The following is an 18,674-nucleotide window of genomic DNA, read 5'->3' on the forward strand; positions in this document are numbered from 1 at the left end:
ACGTTACTTGATGATTTTATACCAAAGCCTAAACCCGTGAAATTTAACACCACCAAGGCTTCCAATAGTTGGAGGGACCTCATATTCCAAGGATTCGATATTAATGATATCGGTTATATTATTTTCATTTAGCCATTGGTTCATTTCATCATTCATTAGCCGTCGGTCACGCCTAACACTTTTTAAATTAGAAATAATAACCCCATCTATCGTAAAATCTTTAAACTGTATATCCATTATTAATCCTGTTGATAATTTGAGAAAACGAACCCGATGGCTGAAATGAATTTAATCCTTCTCTTCGCATTGTTCGGGTATTACACTGATTTTAGGGGTATTCCAAATTTAGCTTCACCTGCACGGATAGCCCCATTTAGTGCTAACCCTAAGAATATAATGGCAATCACAAGTATCGGAAAAGTCATTGATTCCATTACTACCTGCCCCCTTAGCCTGTTATTTAATGGTTTCAAAGCTGCGGTTATCGACGACTTTGGGAACTTCTTTGTTGAGGATTTTAAGAAGTAATACCGAACGTGCTTCCCCATCGGGTTCGTTATAAATCGCTTGAATACCCACAAAAATACCGTCCGTAATGACGACTTCATCCCCTTTTTGCGGTAAGTTATCACTCATCTCTTTCACGAAATCAGGTACAACCAGTGTCGCAATCACTTCATTAGGTACAACCACGGGGTTCTGACCAAAGCGGACAAAGTAGTTCACGCCACGTGTCGAGCCAATCGTCGAAAAGTGAATGACTTCATAATCAAACTTCACAAATAAATAATTGGGAAATAACGGCTCCATCACTTTCTTACGGCGATTCCTCACCATTTTCTCAGTTTTGTAGGTTGGGTTATGTACAGTCACCCCTTGACGCTCAAGGTGCTCAATCGCGCGTAAAACCTGGTCACGTTTACAATATAATAAATACCACTTTTCCATGATGACTCACTTTAGTTGATGGTCAGCACTCAGGATTTGTACAACCCAAACACTTAACCCGCTGTAAATCGCTAAAAAGATGACCGAGTCCCAACTCACATGATGGGAAACAAATAACGCGGCCGGAGAAATCGTAATGAGCGTCATAAGTAACGAACTCAAACGCATCCGCTTTTTTAGCTGACGAATTCGGTTTTGCATTGGGCTGTACCTGAATGATGACAATGAAAATTAAGAATAAATACTGAAAGGACTTCGGTTACTGTGGGATAGTCTCAGCGGGGACGGCATCCCCTAAAGAAATCCGCTCTAATGCTTGTTTTGAAACGGTGATACCTTGATTAATGGAGTTTTCCAGCGAGTTCCCCGCTTGTTTTTGCGATTTGGCTTTCTTCATTTGTTCAATAAACTTCAACTGAAAACCTTCCTGGAACACCACCGTAATTTCAATGCCTGCCCCGATGGGAATAACCGGATGGTATTGCTCAGCACGTTTAATGAAATATTCCGACAACATTTTTCCGGATTGCTGTACACCGCCACCGACACCACCGCGTGCCACATCGGCCATCGTGGTTGTGCTACTGGCACCAATACCCACCGTTTTATCACCCACTTTTGAAAAACCGGAACCGACCGCTTCAAGAAAGCCACCGCCAAAGGCGTAGCCGACTAACTCACCATTTCGGATGACCGGCTCGCCTTTAATCCCATTTTTCCCCATAAAAGAGACGTGGCCTTTAAAGGGCATATCGATGGTATGACCAAACAGTTTGCAAGACAGTCGGTCGGTACGCACCAATCCGCGTTCACTGGAAATATCGCCATACACCCCAGCGGTAACGGCACAACCACTTAAATCATACTCTTCGTTATTCGGCATAATCAGTTTACCCGTTAACCGAAATTGCATTGGAGAGGGATTACTGTTTCCCGTCACAGACGCATTCGCATCAGCCCCTTCAATCACCATCGCTTTGGCAAAACTGCCTGATGGGATGTAGGGCAAATCCGGTAAATCGGTGTTTTCCTGCTCATCCTCATACTCAATCGTCATCGAGGATAAACCTTGTTTTAGTACGGGATTCACATTAATTTGTGGTTGCCCGACTGGATATTGCCCCCCTTGATAAAATGCCGTTGGCGGCGGAATGATTGGCTGACTGGCTTGTGCATTCGGTGTGGGTAGTGTTCCTACGGGCAGTTGCTGCGGTTGTGGCAAACCGTTATTGCTATTACCGTGTATGAAATCGTTTCCCATTTTCGTGAGTTCTTCACCTAAGGCAGTTAATTCTTTATCCTGCTCAGTAATTTTATCGCGATACGCACGGTTTTCTTGTTCCAGTTTCGCAATACGGGCGTTCACTTGCTTCATTTGCTTATCCATTTGAGAGGCCGTGGATTGCAAATCGGCCATCGCCGATTTTCCCACATTCTTATCAAAGGATGATGTCACGACGCCTGTCATATTGGGGGCAGGCCGCGATTGTTTTGCGGCCGCTTTTGGCTTCGAAGGTAAGCTCATGTACCAAGCTGCGCCACCAATCCCCGTTAATCCCAAGGCCAATAACACAAACAGAGCCGTTTGTTTTCGCTTTGCACGAACATTAATATTTGCCATTTTCAACCTCATTACTAACGGTTAACCAGACCGTTGCTGTGGCACCCGCCAACACAGTATCGCTATAGGGATAGATAACCACAGAGCGGACATTGTGCTGATTGAACAACCGCTCACTTAGCGGTTGTGAGACGGCGCTGGTGTTCATCACATCCAGTTGGTATACCCGTAGCTCTCCCCCATTCCACATTTTGTTTGCTGTCACCCGATAGGCTGACGGTAATGCGAATGACGGTAAAGCCGTCACAGGCGCAGGAATAAACCCATTCGGCGTTTGTTGGTTCAGTAACGCTTTGTGAATTTCAACCAAGACACGTGGATACGGTAAAGCCCTCTCCCAACGTTTAGCGACGGCACTTTGTGCCGGTTGATTGGAGATAAACTGCAACACGCGACCATCACGCTTTTGCGGAACAGCCACAACCGACACCGTTAAGCCCCCTGCCGTTCTGACGTAAAACGTAAAGGGCTTAGTTTGCGCGGTCATTAATACCACGCCCCCATTCGCAACACCTGTTGCCCCTTTTTGATTGCCATTGATAAACATGCCTTGAGCACTGTCGATGGCCACAATTCTGTCACCTGGCACAACCAACATATTCGGTTCACTGTTGCTAAAAGCCACCTTCACTTGTGAATCCGGAGACACCGGAATTTGGGTTGGCAACTGCGCTGTTGGTTCGGCACGCACTGTCGAGACAAAACCACAAAATGCTAACGCTAAACAGAGAAGCTTTATCGGATTACTTTTTTTCTTCATCAATAATGTCCTCAAAGCTGATCACTTCACTAATTCCATTGACATACTTGATATGCAACCGTAATTTTTTATGTTCAGGTAACGATTCGCGCTTACCTATCCACGTTTTTAGCTCACCTTGAATATCAATAATGCCGTCAGCGGGATAGACTTCCATTTTGGTCATGTAAAATGCCGAGGTGACGTTGTTATTGATGATTTCTTTGGCTTCGACCGCCAACACATCTTGCATTTCAGGTCGCGCCTCTTTGGCTACATACCGTAATAACGATTGATGGTTTGCTTTCACTGATTCCGGACTGACGTTATAGCGTAAAAAAAGTAACGACTGTGCGACGGATTCAAGGTAGTTCGCATCCGCATGCGAGCGCGTTAAGGTAAATGGGGTATCAAAAAACATCGGGATATACGTTTCTTGTCGACTATTGAGTAAATCATCTAATCTCAGCCACGCGAAAATATTACCTGTCAAACTGAGGCCTAACATAAAGGTCAGTGTAATAAACAATAACGAGGTGTATTTCGTGGCGGATTTAGCTGCGCTCAGTTTCATGGCAGCCTCCTTCCTATTTTAAATAAAGTCTGAACGCAGAGTCAGGGAGAGATTTATAAATGCTTTTAAAGCAGTAAGCGGGTAAGTACCAATAACAGGCATTGAGTAACCACTGACTTCCCCGCCCTTTTTTGAAGTACCTCAGGGCATACCAGAGCAACGTACCAACCACAAGGCCAGTCATGTAATGTCCGTCATAAAAGCCCCATAACATGGGGCCTAGTAGAACGGCGGTTTCATCATTGGGTAATGGAAGAATACCGCCTTGCTCGGTTAACGTCTGAGGGAAAATGAATCGCTGGGCACGTTCGTTTTCCATCATCCAACTCCTAATCCATTAACCGCCTGTTGATGGTGCTTCGATTAAACCAAAGACGATTTTAGTTCCCACAATGAAAACAGGAATGAGCAGGAGTAACGCGGGGTTTTGTGCTCGCATAAAGGCTAAGAATACCAACACCGCTTCACCGATCATGATGTAGTACATCACCGATGACCCTTCACCGAAGGTATCGCCTGCATCCTCTGCCCCTGCGGCCGCTAAATCGGCGGCTTGTGCGAAGCCACGTGCGGCCATCCATAAGAGTAATGGTGAAGCAACATATTTATACAGCGATTTAGCGACTTTAGAATTCAGTGAATTCCAAGCTCGTGCAAAAATACCTTTTCTTTTTGTTACCGGTGATTCAATAGCAATTTGACTCATACGTTTTCCTTGTTAATAGATATTTCAGTATTTTCAAAATAAACTCCTAAAGAGTTTCGAATAACTTCTGAGCTTTTAGCTCGCTTTATTCCTTCGTTAATCTCAAAGAAATAAAGCGAGATAAAAATTCATTTAATTTAAATGCGCTACCGCCCCAGCCCGACAAATCCATTTTTAATGGCAAAGTCTTCCCGCTGTCTTTTTATTTAACAGTTTATATAATCAAAAAAAATTAGGCTGAGATTATTTCCCAATAATTATCATCTATTTTTTCAATGTTTTTTAAGCTATGAGCAAGACGTATCCTAATTTCTTCTTTTTTAGTTCTTCCAGATAATTCAATTGCTTTAACTAACCATTCTTCTGTTACTAAACTAATATCAACACTAATCTTTTTATGTTTGTTTGCATTCATATCCTTACCCATCCCTTTGGACTGAATTTATATTACACAAATAAAAATCAATGTCTTGGGACAGCTGTCCCAAATAAAGGGGGGTGATTGTGATGATATTCACAAAAACACCCCTAAAAAGCATATAAAACCATAAATAATTAAAAATAAAATATTTAAATCTAACTTTTTCTATATTAAAATCTTTCCATCTTCACTTAAGCGAAAATTAATAAGTTCTACCGTATTTTTATCAATATAATTACACCATCCATATTTCCTGGCTATTGCTCGCAAATTTTTTTGATTTAAAACTCCTGAATTGGTGTAATATTTATTTAATGAGTTTTCAACTTGTTTTTTATTTAAATGGCTAAACTCGGCAATCCATCTAATAGACTTTCCTGTTAAAAAAAGCCAAATAATATGCCAAGATATTCTCTCTTCTTTCTTTGTTTCATTATTCACAGTTAAAGAAACAGGATTAATATTATTATAATTGTCAATTGGGAAACCATCATCAACAAAAAAACCATCAGCAATATTAATTGTGTTAAAAATAGTTTCATGGCTAAAGAAATCACTAAACTTGCTGAAAGTTGTTATTGTGTAGTTTTTATCATTAAATGATATACATTTAATATGAACATAAAAAAGATAATAAAATTCAGATTTAAGCTTATAGGCGAAAAAAAGTGATTTGCTGTTTTTGTTAGTGATCACTTGTTTCTCCAAAGCCTCTAATTTTTTTAATTTGGGAAAGTTTTTCAAAAGAAGAGGTGATTTTGATGGAATATTAACCATCTGACAGAAATCATCACTGACATGAGTGATATCATGTTGGCTATTACGGATATAAAAGAGACGTTTATCATTAAATTGATAAATGATATCAAAAATCACTTGAGATCCACATTGCGGATCAATATTATTGAAGGTAGTCATTTAACCGTCCTTAACTGTGGGGTTATTTGATTAGCCCAATAATCGAGCTGTAACTCGATTATTGGGTGATTCTATTTATTCTAAATATACCATGTTAGTAATAATTAAATCAATTAATATATTTTTATTTTAATAAAAATATATCCTATTTTACTCGCTATTTGATTAGATTCACGTAATGTAAATAAGCTATTTTAAGTTATCCTTATATTCGCTCTTACATTACCATTTTTTAATTGCTATCAGGAAAATACTCATCTAATATTGATTGAGTTCTGTTTTTAAAATCTTCAATATATTCTCGATAGTTATATCGATTATCATTTTTTATTTCTTCTAAATCAAACATCATTTTGAATAAAATTTGAATACATTGACGTGATTTAGTCACCTCTTCCAATAATTGTTTTTTATAACGCTCCTCTAAAGATAAACCATCATCCCCTTCTTTGTCTTTTTCTAAGTTCTCAACAACGCGCAATCCAATATCCAGTAATTCAGAGCCAACACTGGAAATGTTTGCATCAGCACCATCGTTTTTTCGTTTATCCACAATATTACGAATTCCATCTAACGTTTTTTGCTTCATATATATATGTTGACGTGGCATTCTTTTATTTCCTTAGTTTTTACTAGCCTCTATTTGTGGGCTACGGTCAATTAACACACAGCCCACAAATAGCCCACCAAATACAATCATGAAAAATAAATGACATATAAACAGTATATTACAATAGACCACCATTAGCCCACTAATTTTAGTGAAAAATTGTATATATTTGATATTATTAGCAATACACACAGAGTGCATCTATTTAGCCCACATATAGACGCTATTGGTGGGCTAGTAATGGGCTTAACACTAAGATTTTTAAAATTTTCACCGCTTTATTTTTAATTAACACCCTGATTTAATGATAAATTCTTGCAAAATGAAATTTTGCGTGGGGTGTGATGTCTTTCTTTCAGAGGAGCGTATTTATTGCTCCTCCTTTCTTTTGGCTTGCATTTAAATGGTGCTTTATTTTTTAATTAAAATGGGCGATTCTGAGTTAAGCGTATTTATTATTTTATGGGGTTTATATGCGAATGATCTGTATTCTCATTGCGTTAATTTTCTCACCTTTTTCATTTTCGTTTGATTGCTATGATAAAGCAGGAAAAGATTATCAAATTGACCCTGATTTATTACGCGCGGTTGCCTTTCGTGAAAGTTCATTCCAACCGAATGCAATTAATCAAGCATCATCGACACGATACGCGATTGGATTAATGCAAATTCATTCACAAAATTTTAATGAATTAGCCCAGTATGGCATTACAGAAAATCATTTAAGGCAAGACCCATGCATGAATATTTATACGGGTGCATTTTATCTCGCGAAATTTATTCGCATACAAGGGGATATTTGGAAAGGTGTGGGGGCTTATAATGCAGGGTTAAAAAAATCCGAGGCTCAAGAACAAAAAAGAAATCAATATGCGCTTGAGGTCTATCACATTTATCTTAACATTAAAAAAAATAACTAAACTTACTCCTTTTACTTTCTATTTTTAACGCTATAATCACGTTTAATATTAAGTAATGCATGTGGTTTAGTATTAAAACGAGAAACGCGCCTTTAGGCGCGCTTTCTTTAATAACTGTTTTTTCTTAATACTCGACCAATTTCTCCACCTATCCCATCATTCCCAATAATTTGTTCTCGTCCTATTTTGTATAATATTCCTTGATGATAATTTTCAACCGTCATTAGCGCGGTATCAAACTCATAAGACTCGCCATATTTATCAATCAATGATTTGATAGCCAATGCGATTATTTCATCACTGTAATCCCGATGTGTAAAAACATAATCAGCACCACCATAAACTACGTTAAAAGGTGATGTTTCACTATAATGATAATCGGTATAACTATCAAAACGCGATGTTTCATATTTATTGATTATAGATTCGACTTCCTCCACTGTCGGACCATCTGTCCAATTTACATGATAAGAACTGTAATACTGTTTACGTACTGAAAATTTTGTTTTTGGAAAATGTTTTTTTAACTCAGCACGGATATTTTTACCGACTATTTTGACTTTCTTATCTGAATTAGAGGTTATCTGTGTTAAGTGTGAATATTCTGTGTTGTTTTTTTGGAATTCGACACCTTGTTTAAATTCATTTATCTTTCGTTCTTCTTCGGCTTTTTCTGCTTGTTCATGTGCCTCAGCTTTTTCAATTAATGATTTAATGGTTTCTTGTTCAACCGTTTCATTTTCAATTTTCCATTGTACGCCGTGGAAAATACTTTCCGGTAAACGATTTGATTTATTCCCATTAAAGAATACGATATCAAATTCCGCATTGCCCCCTGTGACCATAACATTATACATATTCTTTATACTTTGTGGTTTTTGCTCGCCATGAATATTAACAATAACCCCCTTGCCGAGATTATATAAATTAGTGTAAACCACTTGACCAACCGATAATAATGTTTGCTGTTCCATATTCATTTACCTTTTTCTGATTTATTGATTGATGGTGTTCAATTAAGCGCAAGCCTAAGACTTGCGCGTGATAGACTTAATCAATGGCGTTTAATATTTTGGTTTGTGATTCAGGGGATAATGTGAAAATAAAATCCCGTAATTGATGAAAATAAGCAGAAATACGCTCACAATCTTCGTGATGCTCTTTTTCATAGGTCACAAATGAAAAATGACTTAACATCATTAAAGTGACAATAATTCCTGCTTCTTGAGCACTTACATCGTCCATAAATCCATTCGGTGAAGTGAGCATATAGCCTTTTGTCGGTTGCAGATAAAAACCGCCATTCGACAACGTATAAAAATCCCAATAACCGCCGTTATAGGCTACGGCGTTCCGAGTCATCCAGTTATAGATTGCATTTTCAAAGGCAATACAGTACCGCCCTAATTTTGAAGGTAAAAATTTTAAACGAGCTTGAGCATTCTTCACCTCAATTGTCGTGATAACGATTTGGTCTTTTCCATTTCTTTCGTTAGATTCTTGAGCTGCAAGGTTTTGTTGTTGAGTCATTTTAGTGTCTCCTTTGGGTTAATGATTTCTTTCGTTGAGTTCCTTCGCTGCAAAGGCCGTACATAGTCGAAACGAGGAAGGAAGCAAGGGCGGAAGCAAAATTGTTGGAAAGCGCAGCGACAAGAATTTTGCTGGAGTGCACTTTACGCTTGCTGGATGACGAGTTGAGTCTATGTTTAAGCCCGAGCGGAGGGGCTTGGCGAAAGATTAACAACACAGTAGCTGAAAATGACACAACCCGACTTGCGGCGAGAGAATCGAACCGCAAGGCGTCCTTTGAGCTTAACAACGTTAAGCGGTTTATCAGGGGCAGCTCCCGCAGGGAGCTTGCATCCCTGTCCTTTGCGCCACGCGTCAGCGTAAAAAGGCGCAGGGGTTGACGTTGTCGGATTGAGCCTGGCTCGATGCCAGGATTAAGCCGATGCGCAAAAAAGGGGAATAAATCCCCTTGAAATAACGTGAATTAGGCTGTTAAAAAGGATTTAAAGCGAAATGAATTTAACATTAACATCGGGGTATATAGCGTTTGACGAACGTCCAGCGTTAAACTGTTACCAATATTCACAATGGCAGGGATTCCCAATAATGCCAATTGGACGTAGCACATTCGGGCGGCAACCTCATCAATATCGGTACACACTGCGATCATTTGCATTTGTGGGTTGTAACCTTGTTGTAACACAGAATTGGCACAGGCAATCACCATTCCGCCCGCCCCGCACGTTGGCTCGGACACGCTGATATAGCCATTTTTTTCAATTATAGTGCTGCAATCACCGATGATAAGATTTGCCATTAGCTGGCTGATATGAAATGGGGTAAAAAATTGCCCCCATGCCCCTTCGCCTAACTCAAGGGACATAAACACCGCCCCTAAAAAATCGGTGGCTTGCTGGTCTAAGGCATTAACACAAATTGCCATTAATTTGGCGAACACATCTAAATCGGCTCTTTCATAACGCGCAATCACGTTAAAGTAAGTTTGCTCCAACTCAGGACACTGTTTCACGCTGTTTTCTAATGAAATCGCGGCAACATGAATAAAATCCCGAAACACGTCTAAGCGACTGTGATAACGTGCCGTTTGATTAAACAATTGAATAAACTCGGTGTGAAAATCTCGCTTTGACTTGGTGCTAGTTGTTAGGGTTGCTTTTTCGACTGTTTTGTCTGTCTTTGTGTCTATCTTATTGGGTGAGCCTGAAATGATAGGACTGGGGGTTTTTACAGGTTGGCTTAAATCTACATCAAAAAAACTCAATTGTGACATATCGACGCTCCAAAACTGCCCCTGAAAAGGGGCAGTGAGTTAACTTAAATCCACGATTTACGCAGTTCCAAACAGCGCAAGAGTTGCCCCAAACAATGGTTATTCATTGCAGGGATGCGAACGGGCTGTTTGCGTTTAAGCTGTTTGTCGATATGTCGCGCCATTGCCCGATAGGTAGGCTCAATATCACTAATCGCGATATCGTGACGCATGACCCGACGTTTTGACGCAACGGGCATTTGGGGCTTTACAGGGTTGGCAGCGTATGCCATGATATTTGTATTCATCGGATTTACTCCTTTGATTGGGTGAATACCTTGAGTTCCTACGCTAAAGTCGCTCAAGGCACGGATTAAGCAGGCGCAAGCCTGCTTTTTTCATTGTTGCGCTAGTAATCCAGCACAACGCACACGCGAAATAATTTGCGCGTGAGATAACGTTGATACATCCCTAAACGTGAAATAGCGCCCGTCCACTTTGACAAAAATGTCAGTCACGTTCCCCAAAAACATCTCTTGCAATTTAAAGGACTCAGTATTGTTATTGCCTTGCCAATCCAACGGGGGCATAACGGATAATGCATCCATAAATTGCATTAAGGTGATTTCTGTCGGGGCAGTTTTAGCCGCTTGTTCACGTCCTATCCAATACATCATTTCCGCGCTTTGGGTTTCTTGGTAACTGTCTGTTTCGTACTGCTCTAATGCGTGATACATACTGTTTCTCCTTTTATGATTTAGTGGTTGGTTCAATATCGAACTGGCTCGATATTGAATAGCGCGTTACGATTTCGCGCTATTCAATAGGTCGCTTTAACGGTATTGGCGAACCTGTTTTTTAAACGGTTTAAGGTGGTTGGCGCTTTCAATTTCGCGGTAAGTTAAATCGGTGTTTTTTGTTCCATCGGTTAAGGCATATTGGTAATTCATGTTCATTTTTTCCGCGAATTTCGTTTTTTTCAGAAAAGTGAAGAATTCAGCAATGGAATTGAAGTGATAAACGTCATCCGTTTGCCCTGTCACATTTTTCTTATGGGTTTCCGCAATAAAAATTTGATAATTCATGTTGATACTCCTTGTTTTTGGCTTTTAACTCATCTTTCTGGAGGTTTTGGCGTGGCGGTGTTGACGTTTACCGATGGCCTCGTAGTTCTCTTTGAAAGTGTTAATTCATCTTACTGTCAGTTCAGTCGCGGCAAGGGCGATGAAGCCCTCAAGGGAAAGGTTTTGCAGGGGCGCAACGCGGCGAAGCGAACCCTTGCAAGTTCTTGAGCTTAAGGGCGTAATCAATAGCCCTAGCGAATGGGCTGATAGTAAGAAAATAACCGTCGGGTGAGGAGGCAATCGGCCGACACGCAACGCGTGGCGTCTTTAACGGCCGTGCGAAGCACGAAATGCCGTGCAGTTAGGTTTCGCTTGCTATCCGAAGGACAGAGACGCTTGCGGCTCTGCGGAAACCCATTCGTTTTACGAATGGCGTTGAAGTGTAGGCGACAGCTCGAAGAAGTCGAGCTGCCGTAGGAACCCATAAGGGGTTATTGTATTTTTTTGATAAATGAATTTTGATTTAAATTTTTGTCAAAAATCTTCATCTCATTGTTTTTACAAATAAAAATAACGATACGCAATCGCAACCTCAGTAAAATCTCATTTTTTTTAACAAACCCCACGGATCTCAAACGCAAAGACTAGCGGGTTATCCTCGTTTTTTGAGAGATAAAGGGCTGTTCGGGTTTACCCGAACAGCCCTTTATTGCTTTCGTTCTTCAACGGTTCATAAAGGTCGATGACACTCCCCACAATAGACAGTTTTCAGGGAGGTTAATCGCATACCATCCAACTGTGTACTGTTATCCGTCATCTCGCCATTAAAGGCATCATTAACACCCACCTGACCCGAAGTATTATGCAGCAGATAAAAAGGTGCCATTGTAATAACAATGAACACATTGTGTTTGTTTGCTTTTTAATTGCATCATCAACTCACTAATTGGCTCTCAACCTTAAAATAGCACAAGACTGGTTGCTAAAAACGCCCCTTTAACGTCCTGACTGACAGGATAATAATAGGTGGCATACCCTTCTCTAGGCACCGCCTTGTAATAGCCCACGTTGATATCTTCACAGGCTAACCACGTTTCGCGGTCACTCTGTGAAATTTCATTCGCGGCAATTGCTGAATTAACGACCGTTTCTTTTGTGTGCTCACCGCGCATCATTAGCACCAAACTGTCTTCAGTTTCGAGTAAAACCACATTCCATTCATTCATCGTCAACACCCTTTTAACCGATTAATTTATTGGGAATGGCATAATTATCCAGTAATTGCTCACCGTATGATCGGGTATCGATATCGTCATTGAAATCCAAGAGCGCCGACCACAACGGGGCAAAATCAAGGTATTTTCGCAAGTTTAAATTGTTAAATCGCGTCGTCCAGTTTACAAGCAATTCAATCAAATCATACTCTTCAATCCCATCATGATTAAACCGGTTGTACCACGATTTAAACTCACTGGGGGTAATAAAGGCTAACTCAATTTCAGCTTGAGCTAATCGATTTTGATACTGTTGCTGCGCTTTTATTTGGGCTTTTTGTCGGGCACGGCTCACAACTTGGACTTGAGACTGAATTTTACGCCCCTGCCGTTCACGGTCGCGGTAATCCAGCTCAGGAAAAAAATCTCGCACATGATGATCACATAACGGCAACGGACAAATATAACCACGAGACTGAATAAACGTATCAAGGGCGGCAAGATAGCGATTTTTTGACGGCATTTCACGTTTATCATCGAAAGATAACACCAATGTATAGTGCAAATCTTTTGCGGTTATTGACCCTTTATTCCCCGTAAAAATGCGAATTAACGCGCTCGCATAGGGAAATCGTTTTTGGTATTGCCCTTTTTGCATTTTATCTTCGACAAAAAGGATGGCTTTTGCAGCGGCATATTGACGGTCATTAAAAGGCACAAGGGCTAAATGGTTTGGAATAGTTGTCATGATTATTCACACTGCCCTTTCGGGCAGTGTCTCCATGTTGATTATTGCGCGTTATCGGTGTGGTGAGAGTCAGCGTTTGCATCGAGAAAACAGCTCGGCAACCAATGCGACTCTTTAAGGGTATTTTCAGCTAACTCAGCGGCATCCCCTTTTTTCATTTTGACGGCTTCAAGGGCTTTATCTGATGCGCCAGCCTCGGCTAAACAATCGCTGATTTGGTCTTTACTTATACGCCCAAAGAAGTTGGCTTTGGTTGGCTGCCACCACTGGCGAAAATCAAAAGCAATCACCTGTTCAATTGGACGCAAGGCTTTAGCTAACGTGTTATCGTGCGGAGCATGATGGTTCACTTCACTTAGGGTTTGCGCGGAACAAAATGCCAGTAATGCGACTAAATCCGCTTGCTCCCATGACAACAACCATGAAAAATCGGATTGCCACCCTTCGGGGAAACGGGCTGACCATGACTCAAATTGCGTATTGATTAATTGCAATGCTTCGCTGTCTTGGGCGGTCGGGGCATTTTTGAGTAACTCCTCCTGAGTACATGAAAACTTAATGTTAAACGCGGTTTTGGCATACCCTGAACCAAACACCTGAATGCACGCATCATGAACCAAAATCGCCAGTGCCACGTTCGGGTGCTGTGTTAATGCCGCTTGAACCGCTAAGGTGCGCTCTGAGGACAAACTTTTGCACAACGCTGCGCTGTAGGTAGAAACCGTCTCAACTAGAGTCGTTGATTGCTCACTCACACTTTCAGTTTCGCTTTCCACTTCACTGCACTGTGACTCTTGCTGTGCTAAGTCAATGACGCCACGGATGACACAGGGTTCTCCATCACGGTCAAGGTAGACCACTACGCCTTTTGTTGCTTTTCCATCGGCTGTCCACGCCTGATTTTTGGTACGATCTTTAATGTCTTCGATTTGCTTTTCGCAGTCTGCCACGGCTTGGCAAAGGTCAGCTTGTTCATTTTCATCATTCGTTTCCCATGATTGCTGACGTAAATCTGTTTCACGAGCACGCAATTCAGCCAGTAAATCCGCAAATTCAGGGGAAATGACCGCCTCGGGTGCATGACTAATAGACAAGGTTTCCCCGTCATTACCGTAAAAACTCGGACGCTCTAAACGTGCAATACCGAACTGCCAACCCTCAATATCCGCTAACAGTTCCGCACAGACAGTGAGTTTATCGAGTGCTAATTTTTCTAATAATGGGGCATTTTCAATAAATCCGGCTTCGGTAAAGAGGTCAATTTCAAGGGTTCCCCCTGCTTGCTCGTAGGCATCCAACCCAACAAACTTCACCAATCGATTATTTTCGACAGGGGTTTTGGTTTCTTCGACCGCTTCTCGTAAGTAACGTGGCTCTTTTTTCCAACCTATTGCATTGTTCCACACCATGACTTGGCGGTCATGGTCAGGGGTTCCGGCTAACGCTTGCAGCTGGTCTAGGGTGATATTGTCCGCATCCAATTCGGCTAATAGCTCGGGCGCCATGTTTGCTAAACGCAGACATTTTTTCACGTGGTGAGTGCTAAACCCTAATAAGTCACCGATTTCAGACGCATTTTTTCCTGTTTTTTGTAGCTCGATAAACGCATGAAGTTGGTCGGCTGGATGCATGGCTTCACGTTGGCTGTTCTCCGTCAGGGAAATAATCAGCGCATCGGACTCTGAAACCACTTTGACAGGCACAGGGAAACTCGACGCTAAATGCCCTTTTGTCACCAATTGTTGTAACGCCAGTAAACGACGTTGACCCGCTGCAACCCCGTAGACGTCATTGTCCATCGGGTAAACCACCAAGTTTTGTAACACCCCGACCGCTTGAATACTGTCTGCCAGTTCTGACAAGGCTTTTTCATCGACTGGGCGTTTACGGACATTGAGTTCACTCTGTACCAATACCGATAACGGCAATACATGCGCTTCCATGCTGTCCAACGCCTGATAAATTGCGTCGGCTTGTGCGGATTTTGTGCCTTTTTTCGCTTTACGTTGTTTCGGGTTAATGATAGTTTCTAATGTAGACATAATTGATACCTCTATTGTTTTTAATGTGTCTTTGCTAAGGGAGGCTCATGAACTCCCTTAGTACCTAAGAAGCCTGAATCAGTTCAGGACGCAGATAGAACATGTTGTTTAAATTGTCACTAAAGCCAATCGGATAGCCGTCTTTCATAAAAATACTGTTGGAATCGAACGCATCACTGTGCAGCGTGATTTCTTCGTCGTATAACTCCGGTGAAATACCCCCCTCGAATAACTCCAATAACCGTGTTAATGGCGCAATGTAATGCAATAAATCCGCTTTCTGCTCATGCGTCAGTGGGGTTTTAACCCTTCTTTCGTTAGATTCTGGAGCTGCAAGGTTTTGATGTGATGACATTTTTTAATCCTCCTTTGTATTAATGATTTCTTTCGTCGAGTTCCTCCGCTGCAAAGGCCGTACATAGCCGAGACGAGGAAGGAAGCAAGGGCGGAGACAAAATTGTTGGAAAGCGCAGCGACAAGAATTTTGGTGGAGTGCACTTTACGCTTGCTGTATGACGAGATGAGGCTATGTTTTAGGCCAAGCGGAGGGGCTCGATGAAAGATTAATCACACAGGTGATGAAAATGGCAGCACCCGACTTGCAGCGAGAGAAGCGAACGGCAAGTCGCCATTAACGCTTAGCGCAGCTAAGCAGTGAACCAGGGGCGGTCCCGCAGGGAGCTGCACCCCTGCCCTTTGCGCCACGTTGAAAACGGTAAAAGGCGCAGCGGTTGACCTTTCAAGCCGGTTGTCCCCATTTTCCACATTTGGCGAGCCAGTGAGCGCGCCCCAAACAGGCGCGAGAACGAGAGTGTACGGGGAACCTGCGCCAACTGTGTGTAAATGGGGTCAATCCGGCGTTCGGCTTAATACTGGCTCAACGCCAAAATAAAGCCGTTGCCCCAAAACTCAAAATGGGCGTATCCACAAAATCAGTGGATAACTTGAAATAGCCCTGTTAATAACAAGGATAATGGTTTGATTAATGAATGAATATCAGAGCTGTTTAAAAAAGCATCACTTGATGATTAGCATTTTACGATGGGAATATCCGACAATTGAGTTGTCCAGCGGGGTGATAGAAATTGCTGCTTCATTTTCCATAAAGCGGATTGCGATTGTATTCCCTGGCCTGCAAACCAGATAGCGCCTTTTCCTCGATTAATCCGGTCAATTGTCCGCATTAACTCACCACTTTTACGAAAACTATGGCCACTTTCAAACAAATTCAGTTGCACTTGCCCTGAAGGGGTAAACTCACTGAGCAATATCCCACTTTTACTGTATTTCACATTCGGAAGCCAAAGTCGGTCAAACAAAGCGACAGCCGCCTGAATAATCTCGCGCGTATCTTGGGTAGGATAAACCAAGGCTTGGGTTTCTTGTCGATAATAGTACGGGTCATGATGGGAAAAGTGGCTACTCTGTACCCACAATGTGACTAACCGACAATACTGTTTTTCTTCACGTAGTTTTTCTGCTGCACGTTCGGCAAATGCGCACACTGATTGGCGAACTAACTCGTAGTCCATGACTTTATGGCCAAACGAACGAGAGCAAATAATTTGTTGCTTGGCGGGTGCGATTTCTTCCAGCTGAAGACAGGACTCCCCGTTCAACTCTCGTACCGTTCGCTCTAAAACGACGGAATACAGTCTACGCGCCTGGGACGTTGGCAGCCGACTTAAATCCAAGGCAGTTTCTATCCCACTTTGATTTAAGCGTTTTGCCAGTTTACGGCCAATTCCCCAAACATCCCCTACTGGCACGAGTGCCATGAGTTTTTTCTGACGACTGGGCGCACTTAAATCGACAACTCCACCTGTTTTTTTCCATGTTTTGGCGGCGTGATTTGCGAGTTTAGCTAGCGTTTTGGTACTGGAAATCCCCACTCCTACAGGCAAGTGAGCACACCGGAATACATCCTCTTTTAATTTATGGCCAAGCTCATGCCAGGAATACAACGTATCCATGCCTGTCAGGTTACAAAAACATTCGTCAATACTGTAAACCTCAATTTGAGGCACAATTTGAGCGACTACCGCCATAAACCGGTTACTAAAATCGGCATAAAGCGGGTACAGTTGGCTAAGAATTCCCGCTAAAAATAGGCGAGTAAGTGAGCAACCATTCTGCCGCATGGGTTGCTGGCGTCTAACACCAGAAAAATCCCCCTGCCCAACCCGCTGTCTATTTTTTAAGGTGGGCATTCATCTACATGTCTAATTTTTTACCAATTTGATCGCTAAGATGTACTAATTTGATTACCGAGGGAGACTGACGGACTAATTACTTAGGGGCTTAATCGTACAATCTCCACTCGACACCACACAACTCACTTCTGGACATTTCTGAGTTGCATTTTAGCTAATTTAGAAAAACATGAATTAGATAAAGTATGGAAATTTCACTCGCTTTGATGATGGTGCTCACTGATAGGGTATTCAAAACTACTGAACCGCTCAATGGCCAATATTGGTTTGCTTCAACTGTTTAAGCGCCCATCGATCAACTGATACGCACCACTTAAGCAATCATATACATATGCTAACGCAGCAACACGGTTATTTTCATGGGGTTGAATACCTATTTTTGAAGCCCACTTAACTGAAGACCCTTGCTTCATAAGGGATAAAAAATTCTTTCCAATATCAGTACCAGAATCTCCATAAAGACTAGGTGCACTGTAGTTCCACTCATTTCTAATTGCGCTAGGTAAAGCCCACCTGTCATTAGATGAAGATACAATATCCTTTAGCAGTTGACATGCTGTATTGTGTTTATCCGATACTTTTATAGGATTGATTAGGCTACTTACATTTGTCCAAGCGACTTGATGAGGTCTAGCTCCCGTTTTAATGATATCTAGTTTAATTTCATTAAAATTATTACCTTGAGAAGCCATTACAGCAAAGCTACTTGGGCCATCAATGTTAAACATCGATGATGTACCTGCTTGAGCTGCACTTAATAATCGGGTTTGATCTTCTTCTGTCAGGTTGGTTATGAATTTTCCTGCAATCCTTGAAATCTCATTGCACATGAAGTAGCAAGCATAATAAGTTGTAACAACACACCATGCAGCTTGTAGATCACCATTAACCTGTTCAGTTAAGTGTTTAATTTGGTTTTCTACACGAACTTTTCCAAAGTGAAAGTCCGTTAGAATTGCATTTAGATAGTCACTCTTCGGCATGGTAACCTCAAGGCGGCTTGAGTTGATCACTTGAACATCTATATCGACAATAGAGCTAACTAGGGCTTTTTTGAAGCTATTAGCCATCGAATAACTTGATGGCTTATCACTTCTTTGGAATCCCAGTGAAGTAAGCCTGCCTAATACTTCCTTTGATATTTCAGAACTGATCAT

General features: G+C 41.6%; 24 protein-coding genes. 1 reads left to right on the top strand and 23 read right to left on the bottom strand.

All coding sequences use genetic code 11. The features are described 5' to 3' along the window. Positions 1-3: 3 nt before the first annotated feature. The 11 genes from M1F26_RS19720 to M1F26_RS19770 all read right to left on the bottom strand — a co-directional run bounded on the left by M1F26_RS19720 (position 4) and on the right by M1F26_RS19770 (position 6,537). On the bottom strand, positions 4-237 hold the full coding sequence (locus M1F26_RS19720) for a hypothetical protein (RefSeq protein WP_140172760.1): 234 nt from the start codon (positions 235-237) through the stop codon (positions 4-6). Between the two features lie 219 nt (positions 238-456). Further along, the gene (gene rfaH / locus M1F26_RS19725) at positions 457-948 is read right to left on the bottom strand and encodes a transcription/translation regulatory transformer protein RfaH (RefSeq protein WP_140172761.1); all 492 of its coding nucleotides are present in this window, start codon (positions 946-948) and stop codon (positions 457-459) included. A 6-nt stretch (positions 949-954) separates the two neighbouring features. Next, positions 955-1,149, bottom strand: a complete 195-nt coding sequence (locus M1F26_RS19730) for a hypothetical protein (protein WP_140172762.1) — start codon at positions 1,147-1,149, stop codon at positions 955-957. A 58-nt stretch (positions 1,150-1,207) separates the two neighbouring features. Further along, positions 1,208-2,569, bottom strand: a complete 1,362-nt coding sequence (locus M1F26_RS19735) for a TrbI/VirB10 family protein (protein WP_140172763.1) — start codon at positions 2,567-2,569, stop codon at positions 1,208-1,210. Next, complete coding sequence (locus M1F26_RS19740) at positions 2,556-3,329, bottom strand: type-F conjugative transfer system secretin TraK (protein WP_109913044.1); 774 nt, start codon at positions 3,327-3,329, stop codon at positions 2,556-2,558. Before M1F26_RS19740 ends, M1F26_RS19735 begins: the two co-directional genes overlap by 14 nt. Then, positions 3,313-3,882 carry a type IV conjugative transfer system protein TraE gene (gene traE / locus M1F26_RS19745; protein WP_140172764.1) on the bottom strand — a complete coding sequence of 190 codons (570 nt, stop codon included), beginning with the start codon at positions 3,880-3,882 and terminating at the stop codon, positions 3,313-3,315. Before traE ends, M1F26_RS19740 begins: the two co-directional genes overlap by 17 nt. 13 nt (positions 3,883-3,895) lie before the next feature. Further along, positions 3,896-4,204: a type IV conjugative transfer system protein TraL gene (gene traL, locus M1F26_RS19750; RefSeq protein WP_272516075.1), complete on the bottom strand. Its 309-nt coding sequence runs from the start codon at positions 4,202-4,204 to the stop codon at positions 3,896-3,898. Positions 4,205-4,219: 15 nt separating this feature from the next. After that, entirely contained in the window at positions 4,220-4,588 is a 369-nt protein-coding gene (locus M1F26_RS19755) for a type IV conjugative transfer system pilin TraA (protein ID WP_140172766.1), read from the bottom strand. Between the two features lie 232 nt (positions 4,589-4,820). After that, positions 4,821-5,003 carry a TraY domain-containing protein gene (locus M1F26_RS19760; protein ID WP_180359551.1) on the bottom strand — a complete coding sequence of 61 codons (183 nt, stop codon included), beginning with the start codon at positions 5,001-5,003 and terminating at the stop codon, positions 4,821-4,823. Positions 5,004-5,174: 171 nt separating this feature from the next. After that, a complete protein-coding gene (locus M1F26_RS19765) occupies positions 5,175-5,927 on the bottom strand; it encodes a hypothetical protein (protein ID WP_140172768.1) in 753 nt (250 codons plus the stop codon). Between the two features lie 232 nt (positions 5,928-6,159). After that, positions 6,160-6,537, bottom strand: a complete 378-nt coding sequence (locus M1F26_RS19770) for a relaxosome protein TraM (RefSeq protein ID WP_140172769.1) — start codon at positions 6,535-6,537, stop codon at positions 6,160-6,162. Positions 6,538-7,010: 473 nt separating this feature from the next. Between M1F26_RS19770 and M1F26_RS19775 the strand changes: the two genes are divergently transcribed. Further along, positions 7,011-7,457: a transglycosylase SLT domain-containing protein gene (locus M1F26_RS19775; protein WP_140172770.1), complete on the top strand. Its 447-nt coding sequence runs from the start codon at positions 7,011-7,013 to the stop codon at positions 7,455-7,457. A gap of 107 nt (positions 7,458-7,564) precedes the next feature. Here the strand turns inward: M1F26_RS19775 and M1F26_RS19780 are convergent, their stop codons facing one another. From M1F26_RS19780 to M1F26_RS19835, 12 genes are all read right to left on the bottom strand, one after another. Beyond that, positions 7,565-8,431: an LPD29 domain-containing protein gene (locus tag M1F26_RS19780; protein ID WP_140172771.1), complete on the bottom strand. Its 867-nt coding sequence runs from the start codon at positions 8,429-8,431 to the stop codon at positions 7,565-7,567. 76 nt (positions 8,432-8,507) lie between these two features. Then, positions 8,508-8,987, bottom strand: a complete 480-nt coding sequence (locus M1F26_RS19785) for an antirestriction protein (protein ID WP_140172772.1) — start codon at positions 8,985-8,987, stop codon at positions 8,508-8,510. 463 nt (positions 8,988-9,450) lie between these two features. Then, the gene (locus tag M1F26_RS19790; RefSeq protein ID WP_257468653.1) at positions 9,451-10,257 is read right to left on the bottom strand and encodes an N-6 DNA methylase; all 807 of its coding nucleotides are present in this window, start codon (positions 10,255-10,257) and stop codon (positions 9,451-9,453) included. Positions 10,258-10,301: 44 nt separating this feature from the next. After that, positions 10,302-10,544 (bottom strand): hypothetical protein, encoded by a 243-nt coding sequence (locus M1F26_RS19795; RefSeq protein ID WP_140172773.1) that lies wholly within the window; start codon positions 10,542-10,544, stop codon positions 10,302-10,304. A 90-nt stretch (positions 10,545-10,634) separates the two neighbouring features. After that, the gene (locus M1F26_RS19800; protein WP_140172774.1) at positions 10,635-10,973 is read right to left on the bottom strand and encodes a hypothetical protein; all 339 of its coding nucleotides are present in this window, start codon (positions 10,971-10,973) and stop codon (positions 10,635-10,637) included. A gap of 96 nt (positions 10,974-11,069) precedes the next feature. Beyond that, positions 11,070-11,321, bottom strand: a complete 252-nt coding sequence (locus M1F26_RS19805) for a hypothetical protein (protein ID WP_140172775.1) — start codon at positions 11,319-11,321, stop codon at positions 11,070-11,072. Between the two features lie 938 nt (positions 11,322-12,259). Beyond that, entirely contained in the window at positions 12,260-12,526 is a 267-nt protein-coding gene (locus M1F26_RS19810; RefSeq protein WP_140172776.1) for a hypothetical protein, read from the bottom strand. A gap of 13 nt (positions 12,527-12,539) precedes the next feature. Then, on the bottom strand, positions 12,540-13,262 hold the full coding sequence (locus M1F26_RS19815; protein ID WP_140172777.1) for a plasmid SOS inhibition protein A: 723 nt from the start codon (positions 13,260-13,262) through the stop codon (positions 12,540-12,542). Between the two features lie 41 nt (positions 13,263-13,303). Continuing rightward, on the bottom strand, positions 13,304-15,304 hold the full coding sequence (locus M1F26_RS19820) for a ParB/RepB/Spo0J family partition protein (RefSeq protein ID WP_140172778.1): 2,001 nt from the start codon (positions 15,302-15,304) through the stop codon (positions 13,304-13,306). A 64-nt stretch (positions 15,305-15,368) separates the two neighbouring features. Beyond that, the gene (locus M1F26_RS19825; protein WP_140172779.1) at positions 15,369-15,659 is read right to left on the bottom strand and encodes a hypothetical protein; all 291 of its coding nucleotides are present in this window, start codon (positions 15,657-15,659) and stop codon (positions 15,369-15,371) included. 673 nt (positions 15,660-16,332) lie between these two features. Continuing rightward, positions 16,333-17,514: a translesion error-prone DNA polymerase V subunit UmuC gene (umuC, locus tag M1F26_RS19830; RefSeq protein ID WP_140172781.1), complete on the bottom strand. Its 1,182-nt coding sequence runs from the start codon at positions 17,512-17,514 to the stop codon at positions 16,333-16,335. 275 nt (positions 17,515-17,789) lie between these two features. Further along, a complete protein-coding gene (locus M1F26_RS19835) occupies positions 17,790-18,674 on the bottom strand; it encodes a hypothetical protein (protein WP_140172782.1) in 885 nt (294 codons plus the stop codon).

The organism is Providencia sp. PROV048, assembly GCF_033688165.1.
Lineage (GTDB): Bacteria > Pseudomonadota > Gammaproteobacteria > Enterobacterales > Enterobacteriaceae > Providencia > Providencia hangzhouensis.

Coding starts and splice junctions, on each gene's coding strand:
- M1F26_RS19720 (WP_140172760.1), bottom strand. CDS start 237: ATGGATATACAGTTTAAAGATTTTACGATAGATGGGGTTATTATTTCT.
- rfaH (WP_140172761.1), bottom strand. CDS start 948: ATGGAAAAGTGGTATTTATTATATTGTAAACGTGACCAGGTTTTACGC.
- M1F26_RS19730 (WP_140172762.1), bottom strand. CDS start 1,149: ATGCAAAACCGAATTCGTCAGCTAAAAAAGCGGATGCGTTTGAGTTCG.
- M1F26_RS19735 (WP_140172763.1), bottom strand. CDS start 2,569: ATGGCAAATATTAATGTTCGTGCAAAGCGAAAACAAACGGCTCTGTTT.
- M1F26_RS19740 (WP_109913044.1), bottom strand. CDS start 3,329: ATGAAGAAAAAAAGTAATCCGATAAAGCTTCTCTGTTTAGCGTTAGCA.
- traE (WP_140172764.1), bottom strand. CDS start 3,882: ATGAAACTGAGCGCAGCTAAATCCGCCACGAAATACACCTCGTTATTG.
- traL (WP_272516075.1), bottom strand. CDS start 4,204: ATGATGGAAAACGAACGTGCCCAGCGATTCATTTTCCCTCAGACGTTA.
- M1F26_RS19755 (WP_140172766.1), bottom strand. CDS start 4,588: ATGAGTCAAATTGCTATTGAATCACCGGTAACAAAAAGAAAAGGTATT.
- M1F26_RS19760 (WP_180359551.1), bottom strand. CDS start 5,003: ATGAATGCAAACAAACATAAAAAGATTAGTGTTGATATTAGTTTAGTA.
- M1F26_RS19765 (WP_140172768.1), bottom strand. CDS start 5,927: ATGACTACCTTCAATAATATTGATCCGCAATGTGGATCTCAAGTGATT.
- M1F26_RS19770 (WP_140172769.1), bottom strand. CDS start 6,537: ATGCCACGTCAACATATATATATGAAGCAAAAAACGTTAGATGGAATT.
- M1F26_RS19775 (WP_140172770.1), top strand. CDS start 7,011: ATGCGAATGATCTGTATTCTCATTGCGTTAATTTTCTCACCTTTTTCA.
- M1F26_RS19780 (WP_140172771.1), bottom strand. CDS start 8,431: ATGGAACAGCAAACATTATTATCGGTTGGTCAAGTGGTTTACACTAAT.
- M1F26_RS19785 (WP_140172772.1), bottom strand. CDS start 8,987: ATGACTCAACAACAAAACCTTGCAGCTCAAGAATCTAACGAAAGAAAT.
- M1F26_RS19790 (WP_257468653.1), bottom strand. CDS start 10,257: ATGTCACAATTGAGTTTTTTTGATGTAGATTTAAGCCAACCTGTAAAA.
- M1F26_RS19795 (WP_140172773.1), bottom strand. CDS start 10,544: ATGAATACAAATATCATGGCATACGCTGCCAACCCTGTAAAGCCCCAA.
- M1F26_RS19800 (WP_140172774.1), bottom strand. CDS start 10,973: ATGTATCACGCATTAGAGCAGTACGAAACAGACAGTTACCAAGAAACC.
- M1F26_RS19805 (WP_140172775.1), bottom strand. CDS start 11,321: ATGAATTATCAAATTTTTATTGCGGAAACCCATAAGAAAAATGTGACA.
- M1F26_RS19810 (WP_140172776.1), bottom strand. CDS start 12,526: ATGAATGAATGGAATGTGGTTTTACTCGAAACTGAAGACAGTTTGGTG.
- M1F26_RS19815 (WP_140172777.1), bottom strand. CDS start 13,262: ATGACAACTATTCCAAACCATTTAGCCCTTGTGCCTTTTAATGACCGT.
- M1F26_RS19820 (WP_140172778.1), bottom strand. CDS start 15,304: ATGTCTACATTAGAAACTATCATTAACCCGAAACAACGTAAAGCGAAA.
- M1F26_RS19825 (WP_140172779.1), bottom strand. CDS start 15,659: ATGTCATCACATCAAAACCTTGCAGCTCCAGAATCTAACGAAAGAAGG.
- umuC (WP_140172781.1), bottom strand. CDS start 17,514: ATGCCCACCTTAAAAAATAGACAGCGGGTTGGGCAGGGGGATTTTTCT.
- M1F26_RS19835 (WP_140172782.1), bottom strand. CDS start 18,674: ATGATCAGTTCTGAAATATCAAAGGAAGTATTAGGCAGGCTTACTTCA.